Below are 16386 nucleotides of genomic sequence, written 5' to 3'. Positions count from 1 at the left end.
TGTCCACGACGGCGCGGGTGCTGCCGGCCGCCGCGTCACGCGTCGGCCGTGCTTGCCTCGGCGTTCGACACGCGATTGCGTCCGCCGGACTTCGCGCGGTACAGCGCCTCGTCGGCCTGCCGCAGCAGCGTCGCGGCGTTGACGCGCCCGCCGGCGGCGGTCGCGGCGCCGATGCTCGCCGTCACGTGCCCGTACGGGCTGCGGCTGTGCGCGATGTCGAGCCCGGCAATCGCGCGGCGGATCCCTTCGGCGACGGTCGCTGCGCCCCGCGCATCGGTGTCGGGCAGCGTGACGACGAATTCCTCGCCGCCGTAGCGCGCGACGTGATCGCTGTCGCGGCGCAGGCAGCGCGACGCCGATTGCGCGACGCGGCGCAGCACGTCGTCGCCGGCGAGGTGGCCGTAGTAGTCGTTGAACGCCTTGAAATGGTCGACGTCGACGAACAGCACCGACAGCGGACGGCCACTGCGCGACGCGCGCTGCGCTTCCTTCGCGAGCACCGTGTCGAACGTGCCGCGGTTGTCGAGCCCGGTCAGTGAATCGGTGTGCGCGAGCCGGTACAGCTTCGATTCGGCGATCTGCCGGCGCTTGAGTTCGCGCGACAGCGCGAGCGAGCCCCACGCGATGAACACGGTAAACAGGGCCATCAGCACGGCGGTCCAGATCGTGCGATGGCGCCACGACGCGTAGATGTCGATCTCGGCGGGCGCGACGTCGACGATCAGCGGCAGATTCGCGAGATGCTTGTAAACATAGATGCGCCGCACGCCGTCGATCGCGCCGATGCCCGTCAACGCGCCTTCGCTGCTGCGCTGCGCCTCCATGAAGAGCGGCGCGTGGTGAAGGTCGAGGCCGACCACGCGTGCATCGTACGGCAGGCGGGACACGAGCACGCCGTTGTCCTCGACGATCGCCGCGCTGCCGTGCTTGCCGACCGCGAGACCGTCGAGCAGCGCGCGGAAGTAGTCGATGCTGAGCGTGCCGACGACGATGCCGCCGAAGCGGCCGTCGGCCAGCGTGATGCGTCGGCTGAGCGCGATCGTCAATGCACCGCCGCGCAGCCGGGACGCATACGGCCGGCTGATGTAGAGACCCTGCACGAGCCGGTCGCGATGCACGGCGAAATATTCGCGGTCGGCGAAATTGCCTTGTCGCGGCGGCGATGCGGCCGAATCGATCACGATATTGCCGTGCGGATCCATCACGAAAATGGCGCCGAGATATGCGCCGCTCGCAGCGCGGTCGAACAGCAGCCGGTGACGCTGGTGCGGCGGCAATGCCATCAGTTCCGGATCGGCGAGGCCGTCGACGACGTTTTGCAGCGACAGATCATACAGTTCGATATTGCGGGAAATATCGCGCTCGATCAGCAGCATCAGGTTGCGCGCATTTTCGACCGCATGATCATATGCGTCGTGGCGTGCCTCGATTAAAAGCGACGTCGAGAGTCCCCAGCTGAACAGCAGCAGCACGATGCCCGCGACAAGCACGCCGCGGGGCGACAGAATGCGTGCCACGGCCGACGCGGTATAACGGCGCAGCGTGGCGAGCGGCGTGTGTGGCTTCATCCTCGGGGACGGGCGGCGGAAATTTGCATCGTGGACGATTCCGCGCAGTGATTAATTCGCATTAGGCGGCATTATCTCGCGAATTCCCGAATTTCGCCGCGCGATGCAAAACATGCATGCGCCGGTCGCGATTGGGAACGATTACATACCACCACCGCGAGCCGGTTCCAATTCGAATTGAATCGATTATGGATGGCCGGTATTTTGTCTGATTATTACCGGCGCATGCCGATCGGTTTGTCGTTTTAATAGAGGATCGGACGATTGCGCCGGCGCGATGACGCATTGATTGCGCATTGCAACGGTTCGCCATCGCGCATGGCACGACCTGTGCCGCGCAACCCGCGGCCGTGCCGCCATCTCGTCGCCGCGCCGCCTCCAACTTGTTGATTCTGCTGCGTCTGCGTGCGGCGGCGGTGCGTTCGGCGCTCAGCTGTCCGCGCGGCGAATCAGGTAGAATCCGCGCTTCGCCGCAGGCGCCCGGCGCGCAACGCGTATCGGGGCCGCATCGAATGCATCGCCGCAGGCGGCGCGCCGCGCCCCGATCCCGCATGCGCCGGCTCCGGATGCCGGCCCGCTCAACGTTCGTCTCGTTTATGTCCGCAATTCCGAATTCCGACCAACCCGGTTCGTCCGCGAACCCACCCAAGCTTCATCGCGCGCTGAAGGCGCGCCATCTGACGATGATCGCCATCGGCGGCTCGATCGGCACGGGCCTGTTCGTCGCGTCCGGCGCGTCGATCTCGCAGGCCGGCCCCGGCGGCGCGATGGTCGCGTACATGCTGATCGGCCTGATGGTCTACTTCCTGATGACGAGCCTCGGCGAAATGGCCGCATTCATGCCGGTGTCGGGCTCGTTCGCGACCTACGGCGCGAAATACGTCGACGAAGGCTTCGGCTTCGCGCTCGGCTGGAACTACTGGTACAACTGGGCCGTGACGATCGCGGTCGAACTCGTCGCGGCGCAGCTCGTGATGCACTACTGGTTCCCGGACGTGCCGGGCGTCTGGTGGAGCGCCGCGTTCCTCGGCGTGATGTTCCTGCTCAACGCGCTGACCGTGCGCGGCTTCGGCGAAGCCGAATACTGGTTCGCGCTGATCAAGGTCGTCACCGTGGTCGCGTTCATCGGCGTCGGCCTGCTGATGATCTTCGGCATTCTGAAAGGCGCGCCGGGCAACGGCTGGGGCAACCTGACGATCGGCGACGCGCCGTTCGCGGGCGGCCTGCCGGCGCTGATGGGCGTCGCGATGATCGCGGGCTTCTCGTTCCAGGGCACCGAACTGATCGGCGTTGCGGCCGGCGAATCGGAGAACCCGCGCACGACGATCCCGCGCGCGGTGCGTCAGGTGTTCTGGCGGATCCTGCTGTTCTACGTGCTGGCGATCTTCGTGATCGGCGTGCTGATTCCATACACGGACCCGAACCTGCTGAAGAGCGACGTGACCGACATCGGCGTGAGCCCGTTCACGCTCGTGTTCCGCCACGCGGGCCTCGCGTTCGCGGCCGGCGTGATGAACGCGGTGATCCTGACGGCCGTGCTGTCGGCCGGCAACTCGGGCATGTATGCGTCGACGCGGATGCTCTACAACCTTGCGACGGAAGGCCGCGCGCCGAAGCTGTTCGCGAAGCTGTCGCCGGGCGGCGTGCCGCGCAACGCGCTGTACGCGACGACGGCCGTCGGCGCGCTGTGCTTCTTCACGTCGCTGTATGGCGACAAGACGGTGTACCTGTGGCTGTTGAACACGTCGGGGATGACGGGTTTCATCGCGTGGCTCGGTATCGCGATCAGTCACTACCGGTTCCGCAAGGGCTACATGACGCAAGGCTACGCGCTCGACCAGCTGCCGTACCAGTCGAAGTGGTTTCCGTTCGGCCCGCTGTTCGCGTTCGTCCTGTGTCTCGTCATCGCGCTCGGCCAGGACTACCAGGCGTTCCTCGCGAACCGGATCGACTGGGCGGGCGTGGCCGCGACCTACGTCGGCATTCCGCTGTTCCTCGTCGTGTGGCTCGGCTACCGGTTCCTGAACAAGAGCCGCTTCGTGCGCTACGAGGACATGGAGATCGCACCGTGGGTCGCCGCGAACCGCGGCGCGCAGCTGCAGGGCGTGGAGAACCGCGAAACCGTGGGCTGATGCCGGCGCGGCATGCGCGTGCGCGATGGCGCAACGAAACGGGAAGCCGCGCGCTTCCCGTTTTTTTTGTCCGCTTTTCCCTGCACGGGGTCAAAGCCGGTTATATTGCCCGACCCTACCGGGTCACGGCCCGGCCGGCGCGACGAGCGCGGCGCGGATCGGGCATCCGGCGCGCGCCTGTCGCGGCGGCCGGCGGCGCCCGGCGTTTTCATCGCTCCGCCGCGGCCGGCACGGCCTGCGGGGCGCGCAACCCAGAGGAATCCATGAGCGCATCACCCGCCGAGCGGAAGGCCGGACCCGTTTCCATCGTGCGAATCGAAGCCGCGATCAACGCGTGGCGAGAAGTGTATCCGCCGGCGCCGGACGGCGAGGACGGCTACGCGCTCGACGCCGGCAGCAACTGCCTGGCCGAGCTGTACGGCGCGATGATCTGCTATCGGCTGCCGGACGTGCCGCTCGACTCGCTGAGCGACGCGCAGCGCGACGCGCTGTACGCGACCGAGGCGTGACGCGCGGTCGGGACGTTGCCGCGACGCGGCGTCGATGAAGCAACGGGAAGCCTGGCGGCTTCCCGTTTTGCTTCGCGCGGTGCCGGTGCGAGGGCGGCATGGCGCTGGTCGCGCCGGTATCGGCGCGGGCTGAGGTATCGTCATGGCATCGGGATCAGGCGATCACGGGACGACCGGCGCGACACACATGCGCGCGGGGCCGAATGAACGTCCGTTGCCGGTCCGGGAGGGATCGAACATGGAGTTGAGACACCTCCGCTACTTCGTCGCGGTTGCCGAGGAGCGGAATTTCACGCGCGCGGCCGAGCGCCTGCACATCGCGCAGCCGCCGCTCAGCCGGCAGATCCAGCAGCTCGAGGAGGCGCTCGGCGTGCCACTGTTCGAGCGCAATGCGCGGCCGTTGAAGCTGACCGACGCGGGGCGGTTCTTCTATTCGCACGCGGTGCAGCTGCTCGCGCAGACCGCCGAACTCGAATCGATGACGAAGCGGGTCGGCAAGATCGAGCGCAGCATGTCGGTCGGGTTCGTCGGCTCGACGCTGTACGGGATGTTGCCGAAGATCATCCGGCGCTTTCGCAGCGAATATCCGGCCGTCGAGCTGAGCCTGCACGAGATGTCGACGATGGACCAGATCAAGGCGCTGAAGGAAGGGCGCATCGACGTCGGGTTCGGGCGCATCCGTCACGAGGATCCGAGCGTGCGGCGCGTCGTGCTGCGCGAGGAGCGGATGATCGTCGCGCTGCCGGTCGGCCACGTGCTCGACGGTGCGAAGCCCGTGCTGTCGCTGCACGATCTGGTGAACGACACGCTGATCATCTTCCCGAAGGCGCCGCGGCCGAGCTATGCGGACCAGGTGCTCGCCGCCTTTCACGATCGCGCGTTGCAGCCGCGCAAGATCTACGAGACGCGTGAACTGCAGATCGCGCTTGGGCTCGTCGCGATGGGCGAGGGCGTGTCGGTCGTGCCGCACAGCGTGTACGGCCTGAAGCGCGACGACATCAGCTACAAGCCGCTCGACGATCCGAACCTCGTGTCGCCGATCATCATGAGCATGCGGATGCTCGACGAATCGGAGGACATCCGCGCGATGCAGGCGCTGATCTACCGGCTGTACGACGAGTCGCAGATGGAATATCTGCCGCCGCAGCCCGAATGAGCGTGCGGGCGGTGGGGCCTTGCTTGACGCCGCGCGCGTCGCCGGGCCACCATCGTCGGCATTCGATGCGGCCCGCCCGCGTGCGGCCGCCTTCATGCAGACGACACACATGACCGAAATCGTGACCGAGGAGACCTGGGTCGAGACGCCGCAAGGGCGTCTCTTCGCGAAGCGCTGGCGCGGTGTGCCCGCGCAGGCACCGGCCGCACCTGAGCCGGCCGCGCCTGAGCCGGCCGCGCCGATCGTGCTGCTGCACGATTCGCTCGGCTGCGTCGAGCTTTGGCGCGACTTCCCCGCGCAACTCGCGCGCGCCACCGGGCGCGACGTGATCGCATACGACCGGCTCGGCTTCGGCCGGTCCGATCGTCATCAGGGGCAGCTCGGCATGACGTTCGTGCGCGACGAGGCCGATCACGGATTCCATGCACTGCTCGAGCGGTTCGGCATCGATGCGTTCGTGGCGTTCGGGCACAGCGTCGGCGGTGGCATGGCCGTCGGATGCGCGGCCGCGTATCCCGCGCGTTGCCGCGCACTGGTGACGGTTTCCGCGCAGGCGTTCGTCGAGGATCGCACGCGTGACGGCATTCGCGAGGCGGGGCAGCAGTTCGACGCACCCGGCCAGCTCGAGCGGCTCGCGCGTTATCACGGTGACAAGGCCGAATGGGTGCTGCGTGCGTGGGTCGACACGTGGTTGTCGCCGGCGTTTCGCGACTGGCGTCTCGACGACGAACTGCCGCGCGTGCGTTGCGCGACGCTCGCGATTCACGGCGAGCAGGACGAATACGGGTCGGACGTGCATCCGAAGCGGATCGCCTCGCGCGTCGCGGGGCCGTCGTCGTTCCTGCTGCTCGACGGATGCGGACATATGCCGCATCGCGAGCGGACCGACGACGTACTCGCGGCCGTGGCGACGTTCCTGCGCGACGCGCTCGCCTGAACGCCAGGGCGCCGGCGTGCGATGCGACCGGCGGGCCGGGCCCGCCGGCACTCAGAACGACAACTGGATTGCGAGGTCGATCGCGAGAATCGCGATCGAGCAGCCGATGCCGAGAACCACGTTCGGCAGCCGGTGCTCGAAGTCGCGATTGTCGCGACGCATCGCGGCACCGAGCAGGAAGATCGCCTCGACGACGATCTGCAGCCCGACGAACAGCAGCATCAGCAGATACTCGTAACCCATCTGCTTGAACGCGGCGAATTGCATCCCGTGATCGCGGATCCACTGGCCGACGCGCAGCAGTTCGTAGACGAACAGCAAGGCGGGAAACAGGTAGCTGATGAAATACGTCGGCGCGGTGGCGTGGCGTAGTTCGAGGTGGAAGTGCTGATGCGTGGTAGCCATCAAGAAGCCCTCCTTGCAACGCGTGATTGCGGTCGCGACGGCGGCGCGACGAGGTGCGGACTAAGGGATTGCCCGAGGCATCGTGCGCGGTCGTACGGCACCAGCATACTGCTGCGCGGGAAATTTGGCATCCCGTCCGTGCGACCGTTGTAAAAACCCCTTCGCATCATGCGATGCCTTCAACGGTCGTCGCTCGCGGTGCGCGTTCGACGCAGACGCACTTCCCTGACCGGGCGCCGCCTGCGCGACCGCTCACGCTTTCGCGTGCGCGCCTTCGACGAACAGCTTCGCGACCGACCGGAATTCCCGCTTCAGCGACAAACCAGGCACCGTCAGCCAGCGCAGCATCGCCGCGAGATAGAGGTGATGAAACCACGTGGCGAGCTGGTCGGCCGCCAGCGCCGGGTTCAGTTCGCCCGTCTGCTGTCCGGCCGCGATCAGTTGCTGCCACACGAGCGCGATGTCGCCGCCGCCGTCCTTCCCGCTTTCCGCTTCCACCACACCGATGCTCAGGAACCGATGCCGCAGGTATGCGAGCAGATACACCGGATGCTGTTCGCACCATGCGGCCGACGCGTCGAGCACGCAGGCGATCCGCGACGCGAAGGTCCGCCGTCGCGCGACGTCACGCTGCAGGTGCGCGAGGTCGCGCGCGAGTTCGCCTTCGAGCCAGTGCGCGAGCACGGCCTCCTTCGTCGGAAAGTGGTTGTACAGCGTACGCTTCGCGACATCGGCCTGCGCGGCGATCTGTTCCATCGTCACGGCATCGTAGCCGTGCGCATCGAACAGGCGTGCGCCGGTGTCGGCGAGATGCGCGAGCATCTGGATGCGCTTGCGTGCGCGGCGGCCCGGATCGTCGGTCGTCGTCGGCATGGTTCGGTATCGACTTAAAGTGCACGAATTGCATTAGTATACGACGTGCATTTTTATGAATCCACTCGCCTGCATCGTGCAGGAGGAGCCACGCATGAAGCTCGTCATCGCCACCTACGGCACCGAAGGCGACACGCGCCCGCTCGCGGCGCTCGGCCGCGCGCTACTGGATGCCGGCCATGAGGTCCGGTTGCTGGCCGACGCCGCGACGCTCGGTTCGGCCGCCGTGCTCGGCGTGCCTTGCGCGCCGCTGTCCGGCGACATCCGCGCGGCGATCGCGCCGGATGGCGCGTTGTCCGACGCGGTGCGCGGGCGCGGCGGTTTCAACGACACGTCGAAGGCGCTCGCCGCGATCGCGAATGCGAATACGGCGGCATGGATGCGCGAAGTCGCGGCCGCGTCGGCCGGTTGCGATGCGATCCTGGTGTCGGGGCTGGCGTCGTTCGTCGGGCTGTCGATCGCCGAGTATCGCGGCGTGCCGGCGGTCGGCACAGGGATGATCCCGATCACGCCGACCGCGGCGTTCGCGTCGCCGTTTCTGCCGCCCGGCAAGGTGCCGCGCTGGCTGAATCGCGCGAGCCACAGGTTCGTGAACGGGCTGCTGTGGCACGCGTTCAGGAAGGCGACCGATGCGGCGCGCGCCAGCGTGTGCGGACTGCCGCCGCGCCGGCGCGTATGGACCGATCATCCGATGCTGTACGGCGTGTCGCCCGCGCTGCTGGCCGATCCGGCCGACTGGCCGTCGCATGTGCTGGCATGCGGTCAGTGGCGCGTCGACGCGCCGGCGTGGACGCCGCCGCCCGCGCTGTCGAGCTTCCTCGATGCGGGCGATCGGCCCGTGTATATCGGCTTCGGCAGCATGGCCGGGTTCGACCGGGGCGCGATGGTCGACGCGCTGCTGCAGGCGCTCGACGGCCGGCGCGCGCTGTTCCATCCGGGCTGGAGCGGCATCGATGCGTCGATGCTGCCGGCGCACGTGTGCGTGACCGATGACGCGCCGCACGATCGGTTGTTTCAGCATGTGTCGATGGCGATCCATCACGGCGGATCGGGGACCACGCATTCGGCCGCGCGGGCGGGCATTCCGTCGGTCGTCGTGCCGTTCGCGGGCGATCAGTTCTTCTGGGCGAGCCGGCTGCAACGCCTCGGTGTGGCCGATGCGCCGGTGGCGGGGCGCCGCGTGGACGCGGCGGCGCTTGCACACGCGATTGCGTTCGCGGCACGCGCCGACACGCAAGCGCGTGCCGTCGAACTGGGTGCGCGGATCGCGCGGGAGGACGGGGTGCGGCCGGCGGTTGACGCGATCGAGCGCTGGGGGCGCCCAGGCGTGCGCTGAACGCGTCCGCTTCGCGTCAGAAGTGCCCGGTGAACCGGTAACGGCTGCCGGGATGCCACAGATTGGCCACCGACGCGACCATCCCTTGCGACCACGTGCGCCGATGCAGCAGCAGGCACGGCTCGCGTTCGTCCATCGACAGGTGGCGGCGCGTTGCCGCATCGGGCATCGCGGCCTCGATCCGGTATTCGACCCGCTGCAGCGGCGCGACGCGCGTCAGGTACTGGTTCGGCGTCGTCGTCGTGAAGTCCTGCAACGCATATTCGGGCGCGCAGGCCGGGTTGACCCAGCGCTCCTCGAGCTGCACGGGCGTGTCGTTCTCGAAGTGCAGCACGCGCGAATGGAAGATCGGGCTGCCGGTGTCGAGCTGCAGCTCGTCGGCGAGCTTCGCGTCGGCGACGGCCGCGCCGACCTCCAGCACCTGCGCACGATACGCATGGCCGCGCGCGGCGACTTCATCCGAGATGCTGCGGATCGCGACCAGTGTCGATTCGTATTTCGGCGACGCGACGTACGTACCCGAGCCGCGCGTGCGCGTGAGCACCTGTTCGGCCGTCAGCTCGCGCAGCGCGCGGTTGACCGTCATCCGCGCGACGTTGAATTCGCGCGCGAGCTCGTTCTCCGACGGCACCTGGTCGCCTTCCGCCCACTCGCCTGCATGAATGCGCGCGAGGATGAAGTCCTTGATTTCCTGATAGATCGGTGTGGTCATTGCATTGCTGTTCAAGAGACGGCGGCCGCGTGCCGTTGCAGGCCGGCCTTCGTGCGGTGTCCGGGCGGAGTGTACCGGGTTCGACGCGGTGCGGGCCCGACTGTGGGCCCGGGATTCGGGTAATTCCGGCCTGCATCCGGCGCGCCGGTCGGGGAGCCCGCAGGGGCCGTACGGACCGCGGTCGCCGCGTCGGCGAGCTCGATAGACGGAAAAGTATAGACAAATGCGGGCGCACCGACGACGCACGGAATCCACACAGAAAGCTGGATTTCATCTGCATGTAATCTGTAGCGAATTGAAATATAAGGGAAATTCGCTCATGGAAACAATCAACCGACAATTAGAGATAAACACGGATTGCTGGCAGTGACTTGAAAAAGGCAAAGTTGTATGTACAACTTCGAGAGTCACCGGACAGGCGGCTCCCGGGTTGGAAGGGTTCGCGGCGGCGACGCCGGCGGGACCCGTGCCCAGTTCGCCTATGACAGGAACGCCATGAAGAAACTCGCGCTCAGTATTGCCCTTGCCTGCCTCGCGGTCGGTGCCCACGCCAAGGATTGGTCGACGATCCGGTTCGGCGTCGACGCCAGCTATCCGCCGTTCGAATCGAAGGACGCAAGCGGCAAGGTCGTCGGCTTCGACGTCGATCTCGGCAACGAGATCTGCGCACGGCTGAAGGCGAAATGCGTGTGGATCGAGAACGATTTCGACGGGATGATCCCGGCGCTGAAGGCGAAGAAGTTCGACGGCGTGCTGTCGTCGATGTCGATGACGCCGGCACGCGCCGAGCAGATCGCGTTCTCCGACAAGCTGTTCAACACGCCGACGCGCCTGGTCGCCAAGAAGGGCGCGAACCTGCAACCGACGGCCGAATCGCTGAAGGGCAAGTCGGTCGGCGTCGAGCAGGGCACGATTCAGGAAACCTACGCGAAGGCCTATTGGGCGCCGAAGGGTGTGCAGGTCGTGCCTTACCAGAACCAGGACGGCGTGTACCAGGACCTGATGTCCGGCCGCCTCGACGCCGCGCTGCAGGACGCGGTGCAGGCCGACCTCGGCTTCCTGAAGACGCCGCGCGGCGCGAACTTCGAATTCGCCGGCAAGGACATCGACGATCCGAAGACGCTCGGCAACGGCGCCGGCATCGGGATGCGCAAGGACGACGCGGACCTGAAGGCGAAAATCGATCACGCGATCGCCGACATGATCAAGGACGGCACGTACAAGAAGCTCGAGAAGAAGTACTTCGCATTCGACGTCTACGGCGGCTGATCGTCCATGCGGCGCGCGTCGGCTGTGGCGCGCGCCGCGTCGGTTGCCGCGTGCAACCCGCTTCGCATGATACGTCCGGCTTGATGAGCAAGTCGCATCAGGTAGTGCGCAGATATCGTTTGATGCGCGGTTAATGGCTATTGACAATCCAGCCATTTCGTTCTGGATCCCTTATATGATCTTCCAAGGATTTGGCCCGCTGTTGTGGGCCGGCACGGTCGAGACCGTGAAGCTCGCGGTGCTGTCGCTCGCCGCGTCGCTCATACTGGGCCTCGCGGGCGCGGGAGCGAAACTGTCGACCAACCGCGTGCTCAAGTCGGTCGGCACGTTCTATACGACGCTGATCCGCGCGGTGCCCGATCTCGTGCTGATGCTGCTGCTGTTCTACGGGATCCAGATCCTGCTGAACAACTTCACCGACATGCTCGGCTGGGATCAGATCGACATCGACCCGTTCGTGGCCGGCGTCGTGACGCTCGGCTTCATCTACGGCGCGTACTTCACCGAGACGTTCCGCGGCGCGTTCCTCGCGGTGCCGCGCGGTCAGCTCGAAGCGGGCTTCGCATACGGAATGAGCGGCTGGCGCGTATTCCACCGGATCCTGTTCCCGCAGATGATGCGCTTCGCGTTGCCGGGCATCGGCAACAACTGGCAGGTGCTCGTGAAGGCCACGGCGCTGGTATCGATCATCGGCCTCGCCGATGTCGTGAAAGCGTCGCAGGACGCCGGCAAGAGCACACTCGATTTCTTCTTCTTCACGCTCGCGGCGGGCGCAATCTACCTCGCGATCACGACGGTGTCGAACGTCGTGCTGCACCACCTCGAGAAGCGTTATTCCGTGGGCGTCCGGAGGCTTGCACTGTGATCGAACTCGTCAGCCAGTACTGGCAAAGCTATCTCTACACCGACGGCTACCGCTTCAGTGGCCTCGCGATCACGCTGTGGCTGCTGGTCGTGTCGATCGCGCTCGGCTTCGCGCTGGCCGTGCCGCTCGCGATCGCGCGCGCGTCGTCGAACCGCTGGATCTCCGGCCCCGTGTGGCTCTATACGTACGTGTTCCGCGGCACGCCGCTCTACGTGCAGCTGCTGATGTGCTACACCGGCATCTACAGCCTGCAGGTCGTGCACAACCACGTGCTGCTCGACACGTTCTTCCGCAACGCGATGAACTGCACGCTGCTCGCGTTCGTGCTGAACGAATGCGCGTATGCGACCGAGATCTTCGCGGGCGCGATCAAGGCGACGTCGGCCGGCGAGATCGAGGCCGGGATGGCCTACGGGATGTCGCGCTTCACGCTCTATACGCGCGTCATCCTGCCATCCGCACTGCGCCGCTCGCTGCCGAGCTACAGCAACGAAGTGATCCTGATGCTGCACGCGACGACGCTCGCGTTCACCGCGACCGTGCCTGACATCCTGAAGGTCACGCGCGACGTCAACTCCGCCACGTACATGTCGTTCCAGGCCTACGGCATCGCGGCCGTGCTGTACGCCATCGTCGTGTTCGCGCTCATCTGGGCGTTCCGCAAGCTCGAGACGCGCTGGCTCGCGTACCTGTCGCCGCGCGGCCATTAACGCATTCGCAAGATTCGCAAGGAAGGACCAAGCATGTACAAGCTCACCGTTGACAACCTGCACAAGAAGTTCGGCGACAACGAGGTGTTGAAGGGCGTGTCGATGAAGGCGAAGGCCGGCGACGTGATCAGCATCATCGGCTCGAGCGGCTCCGGCAAGAGCACGTTCCTGCGCTGCATCAACTTCCTCGAACAGCCGTGCTCGGGGCAGATCACGATCGGCAGCGAGCCGATCGAGACCACGCGCGACCGCAACGGCGCGCTGCGCGTGGCCGACCAGAAGCAGCTGCAGCGCATGCGCACGAAGCTGTCGATGGTGTTCCAGCACTTCAACCTGTGGGCGCACATGACGGTGCTCGAGAACGTGATCGAGGCGCCGATGGCCGTGCTCGGGATCGGCAAGGAAGAGGCCGTCGCGCGGGCACGCAAGTATCTGGAGAAGGTCGGCCTCGCGCCGCGCGTCGAAGGCATGTATCCGTCGCACCTGTCGGGCGGCCAGCAGCAGCGCGTCGCGATCGCGCGTGCGCTCGCGATGGAACCGGAGGTGATGCTGTTCGACGAACCGACGTCGGCGCTCGACCCGGAACTCGTCGGCGAAGTGCTGAAGGTGATGCAGAAGCTGGCCGAGGAAGGCCGCACGATGGTCGTCGTCACGCACGAGATGGGCTTCGCGCGGAACGTGTCGAACCACGTGATCTTCCTGCACCAGGGGAAGATCGAGGAAGAGGGCGATCCGCGGGAGATTCTCGTCAATCCGAAGAGCGAGCGGCTCGGGCAGTTCCTCTCGGGGCGGCTCAAGTAAGCGGACGCTGCCGCGGCCTGGAACGCCAAATGCTTGTCCCGGATGACTCTTTCGATCGAGGAGCGCCGCGATGAGCACGCCGACCCCTACCGCGTTTTCCCATGTGAGGCCGCAGGACACCGCTTATCAAGGCGAAGGCCTGCGCGACTTCTTCCTGTATCGCGATCTCGGCATCGCGGCCGCGACGAACGGCAAGGTCGTCGCGCAACTCGTCAGGGCGAATCATGCACCGACGGCGGGCACCGGCTGGCACCGTCACGAGGCCGAGTTTCACATCGTGATCATGCTGAAGGGCTGGGCGCGCTTCATGTACGGCGACCGCGAGACGCTGGTGAACGCCGGCGACTGCGTGCACCAGGCACCGGGAATCGTGCATTATCTGTTCGATTATTCGCCCGACATGGAGTATCTGGAGATCGTCGGGCCGGCCGATTTCAAGTCGATCGACGTCGAAGGGCCATGCGAAGTGCCTGCACCGACGCCGTGGGGCGACGCAGGCGCGTAGCCGCCGTTCATTCGCATGCGAGGCATCCACGTGCCGGTGAAAGACCGCCTTCGGGCGGTTTTTTTATTGGCCTTCTTCAGTCGCATTGCCCTGATTCGGTCATTCGACATCCGAAGCGTTCGCCATGTAAGGAATTAGAAATGACAGACAGACGTTTGTCAGCCTCGCGTGACGTTTCGTTACACGCCGTCAAAGATCGTCAATTCGATGCGGGTGCGGTGCACGGCACATCGGTGGCCGGCGTTAAGGGGATAACAGCCGGATCACCGGCTGGCTTACCCAGGAGAATGTCATGACCCGCATCGCGAAGATCCTGACCGTGACGGCCGTCGCCTGCGCCGCTCTCGTCCCGGCGCTGGCCGAAGCCCATTCGCACCGCGTGTGCCATTTCGATCACCACCATCACCGCGTGTGCCGCTGGGTCCGTTGACTCGTGGCGCGGTATTCCCGGCATCGCGTCGGGACGTTTTTCCCGTTCAGGCAAATCAGGAGAGGACTATGAAAAAGACGATGTTGATCGCCGCGCTCGTCGCGGGCATGGGCATGTCGATCGGTGCGTTCGCACAGGTTCCGGCCAGCGCGCCGGCCGGCACGACCGGGCTGTGCAAGGATGGCTCGTTCTACTCGGGCGCGTCGAAGAAGGGCGCATGCGCCGGTCACAAGGGCGTGAAGACGTGGTACGGCGCATCGTCGGCAGCCGCGGCCAGCGCACCGGCCGCAGCCCCCGCGACCGCGGCTTCCGCTTCCGCCGCATCGGACGCCGCACCGGCGAAGAGCGCGCCCGCGACGACCGCGGCAGCGGCGCCCGGCGGCGGCGCGGGCAAGGTGTGGGCCAACGACAGCACGAAGGTCTACCACTGCGCGACCGACAAGTACTACGGCAAGACGAAGCACGGCAGCTACATGTCGGAAGCCGATGCGAAGGCGAAGGGCTACCACGCGTCGCACGGCAAGGCCTGTTCGTAATATCGACGGCATGCGCGAGCGTTGCCGCTCGCGCACTGACCGGCATCGCGCCCCGCCATCCGTGCGGGGCGCTTCGTTTTCAACCCGATGTGCCGCGCCGATTGCTGCCGTACCGCGCGGGTTCAGAGCACGCGATCGGATTGCGGCGCGGTCGCCGCCGCATCGCGATCGGCCGCGCGGGCATCGAGCAATGACCGCAGCGTCACGTAGTGCGCGCCGCTCGCGCCGCCGTCCGTATCGGCGGTGCGATCGTACGGCTCGTTGTCATGGATCGTCGCCCGCACGATCGGATAGATCTGCGTTTCCCAACGGCTGCCGTTGAACACGCCATAGTGGCCCACGCCCGTCTGCACGTGGTGCGTTTTCAGGTACGGCGGCAATCCCGAACACAGCTCCTGCGCGGCCATCGTCTGGCCCACGGCGCAGATGTCGTCCTTCTCGCCCTCGATCGTCAGCAGCGCGGTGCGGTGGATCGCGGCCGGTTCCACCAACCGGTCGCCGACCAGCAGCTCGCCGCGCGCGAGCGCGTATTGCTGGAATACTTTCTCGACCGTTTCCAGATAGAACTCCGCGGTGAGATCGGCCGTCGCGAAGTATTCGTCGTAGAAGTGGCGCAGCGTGTCGGCTTTCGCGGGGTCGCCTTTCGCACGCTCGTAGTAGAGGTCGGCAAACGAAGCGGCATGGCGGTCGGGATTCATCGACATGAACGCGCCGACCTGCACGAAGCCCGGATACACGCACCGCTGCGCGCCGACGAAGCCGGCCGGCACGACGCTGATCAGGTTGCGCGCGAACCATTCGATCGGCCGGCTCGTGGCGAGCGCGTTGACTTTCGTCGGATTCACGCGGCAGTCGATCGGCCCCGCCATCAGCGTCAGGCTCGCGGGTTGGGTCGGATCGCCGGCGGCGGCCATCAGCGCGACCGCCGACAACGCGGCGACGGTCGGCTGGCAGATCGCGAGCACGTGCGCGTCCGGGCCGATCTGGTGAATGAAATCGATCACGTGCCCGACGTATTCGTCGAAGCCGAATCGCCCGGCCGAAAGCGGGATGTCGCGTGGGTTGTGCCAGTCGGTGATGTACACGTCGTGATCGGCCAGCATCGTGGCGACCGTACCACGCAGCAGCGTCGCGAAATGCCCGGACATCGGCGCGACGATCAGCACGCGCGGCTGGCGCGCAACCGGCCGCGCCTTGCGGAAATGCAGCAGCGTGCCGAACGGCGTGGCCGCCGCGGCTTCCTCGACGATCGGCACCGATTCGCCGTCGACGACGACCGACGCGATGCCGAACGGCAGGCGCCGGTGCGAGAACGCGCAGCATTCGAGCAGTTCGCACAGCGCGTCGACCATGCGGCCCGTCGGCGTCGACGTGGCGGGCGGCCACATCGACATCGTCGCGCGTGTGACGGCTGCCCATGCGCGCGCCGGGCGCAGGCATTCGGCAGACCATTGGTAGAGCGGATAGGCAAGCAGGTTCATGTCCGTCGCTCGTCGCGTCACGTTGCATGGAGCGAGGCAAGCCGTGTGCCAGCAGGCGGCTGGCACGCGCGTTGCACGCGGTTCTCGAACGCGGCGACGGACACTGCGATACATGCGGTCCCCGTGCAGCCGGGCGACCGACCGCCGCGCGCTGCTGCTGC

The 16386-nt window shown here is 66.4% G+C and carries 17 protein-coding genes; 12 read left to right on the top strand and 5 right to left on the bottom strand.

Annotated features, from left to right (window positions below; genetic code table 11):
* Positions 1 to 35: 35 nt before the first annotated feature.
* Positions 36 to 1568, bottom strand: coding sequence for a diguanylate cyclase (locus ACV22W_RS03945; protein WP_448017857.1), 1533 nt, complete (start codon positions 1566 to 1568; stop codon positions 36 to 38).
* Between the two features lie 596 nt (positions 1569 to 2164).
* Here ACV22W_RS03945 and ACV22W_RS03940 point away from each other — a divergent pair.
* The 4 genes from ACV22W_RS03940 to ACV22W_RS03925 all read left to right on the top strand — a co-directional run bounded on the left by ACV22W_RS03940 (position 2165) and on the right by ACV22W_RS03925 (position 6302).
* Complete coding sequence (locus ACV22W_RS03940) at positions 2165 to 3700, top strand: amino acid permease (protein ID WP_448017856.1); 1536 nt, start codon at positions 2165 to 2167, stop codon at positions 3698 to 3700.
* A gap of 263 nt (positions 3701 to 3963) precedes the next feature.
* Complete coding sequence (locus tag ACV22W_RS03935; RefSeq protein WP_006761486.1) at positions 3964 to 4209, top strand: DUF3717 domain-containing protein; 246 nt, start codon at positions 3964 to 3966, stop codon at positions 4207 to 4209.
* A 238-nt stretch (positions 4210 to 4447) separates the two neighbouring features.
* Entirely contained in the window at positions 4448 to 5365 is a 918-nt protein-coding gene (locus ACV22W_RS03930) for a LysR family transcriptional regulator (RefSeq protein WP_448017854.1), read from the top strand.
* 109 nt (positions 5366 to 5474) lie between these two features.
* Positions 5475 to 6302 (top strand): alpha/beta fold hydrolase, encoded by an 828-nt coding sequence (locus tag ACV22W_RS03925; RefSeq protein WP_448017853.1) that lies wholly within the window; start codon positions 5475 to 5477, stop codon positions 6300 to 6302.
* 51 nt (positions 6303 to 6353) lie between these two features.
* Here ACV22W_RS03925 and ACV22W_RS03920 read toward each other — a convergent pair whose 3' ends face one another.
* Both ACV22W_RS03920 and ACV22W_RS03915 read right to left on the bottom strand, forming a co-directional pair.
* Complete coding sequence (locus tag ACV22W_RS03920; protein ID WP_059466632.1) at positions 6354 to 6707, bottom strand: hypothetical protein; 354 nt, start codon at positions 6705 to 6707, stop codon at positions 6354 to 6356.
* A gap of 252 nt (positions 6708 to 6959) precedes the next feature.
* Positions 6960 to 7580 carry a TetR/AcrR family transcriptional regulator gene (locus tag ACV22W_RS03915; protein WP_448017851.1) on the bottom strand — a complete coding sequence of 207 codons (621 nt, stop codon included), beginning with the start codon at positions 7578 to 7580 and terminating at the stop codon, positions 6960 to 6962.
* Between the two features lie 94 nt (positions 7581 to 7674).
* Between ACV22W_RS03915 and ACV22W_RS03910 the strand changes: the two genes are divergently transcribed.
* Positions 7675 to 8916 (top strand): glycosyltransferase, encoded by a 1242-nt coding sequence (locus tag ACV22W_RS03910; protein ID WP_448017849.1) that lies wholly within the window; start codon positions 7675 to 7677, stop codon positions 8914 to 8916.
* A 16-nt stretch (positions 8917 to 8932) separates the two neighbouring features.
* On the opposite strand, the gene hutC is transcribed toward ACV22W_RS03910, so the two are convergent.
* Complete coding sequence (hutC, locus tag ACV22W_RS03905; RefSeq protein WP_448017848.1) at positions 8933 to 9628, bottom strand: histidine utilization repressor; 696 nt, start codon at positions 9626 to 9628, stop codon at positions 8933 to 8935.
* A gap of 495 nt (positions 9629 to 10123) precedes the next feature.
* On the opposite strand from hutC, the gene ACV22W_RS03900 reads away from it, so the two are divergent.
* From ACV22W_RS03900 to ACV22W_RS03870, 7 genes are all read left to right on the top strand, one after another.
* Positions 10124 to 10897, top strand: a complete 774-nt coding sequence (locus ACV22W_RS03900; protein WP_059531821.1) for an ABC transporter substrate-binding protein — start codon at positions 10124 to 10126, stop codon at positions 10895 to 10897.
* A 175-nt stretch (positions 10898 to 11072) separates the two neighbouring features.
* Positions 11073 to 11762 carry an ABC transporter permease gene (locus tag ACV22W_RS03895; protein ID WP_448017846.1) on the top strand — a complete coding sequence of 230 codons (690 nt, stop codon included), beginning with the start codon at positions 11073 to 11075 and terminating at the stop codon, positions 11760 to 11762.
* A complete protein-coding gene (locus tag ACV22W_RS03890) occupies positions 11759 to 12472 on the top strand; it encodes an ABC transporter permease (RefSeq protein WP_448017844.1) in 714 nt (237 codons plus the stop codon). The genes ACV22W_RS03895 and ACV22W_RS03890 overlap by 4 nt, the downstream gene beginning before the upstream one ends.
* Before the next feature lie 33 nt (positions 12473 to 12505).
* A complete protein-coding gene (locus ACV22W_RS03885) occupies positions 12506 to 13273 on the top strand; it encodes an ABC transporter ATP-binding protein (protein WP_448017842.1) in 768 nt (255 codons plus the stop codon).
* Between the two features lie 70 nt (positions 13274 to 13343).
* Positions 13344 to 13778 carry a cupin domain-containing protein gene (locus ACV22W_RS03880; RefSeq protein WP_059818690.1) on the top strand — a complete coding sequence of 145 codons (435 nt, stop codon included), beginning with the start codon at positions 13344 to 13346 and terminating at the stop codon, positions 13776 to 13778.
* A gap of 292 nt (positions 13779 to 14070) precedes the next feature.
* The gene (locus tag ACV22W_RS03875) at positions 14071 to 14208 is read left to right on the top strand and encodes an HHHH-motif protein (RefSeq protein WP_167359252.1); all 138 of its coding nucleotides are present in this window, start codon (positions 14071 to 14073) and stop codon (positions 14206 to 14208) included.
* A gap of 68 nt (positions 14209 to 14276) precedes the next feature.
* Entirely contained in the window at positions 14277 to 14744 is a 468-nt protein-coding gene (locus tag ACV22W_RS03870; RefSeq protein ID WP_448017841.1) for a DUF3761 domain-containing protein, read from the top strand.
* Between the two features lie 122 nt (positions 14745 to 14866).
* Here ACV22W_RS03870 and ACV22W_RS03865 read toward each other — a convergent pair whose 3' ends face one another.
* Complete coding sequence (locus ACV22W_RS03865; protein WP_448017839.1) at positions 14867 to 16225, bottom strand: polyhydroxyalkanoate depolymerase; 1359 nt, start codon at positions 16223 to 16225, stop codon at positions 14867 to 14869.
* Positions 16226 to 16386 lie beyond the last annotated feature (161 nt).

The sequence above is a fragment of the Burkholderia sp. AW49-1 genome, from assembly GCF_053427845.1.
Note: the sequence above shows the minus strand (reverse complement) of the source record. Positions and strands in the feature narration are given on the sequence as shown.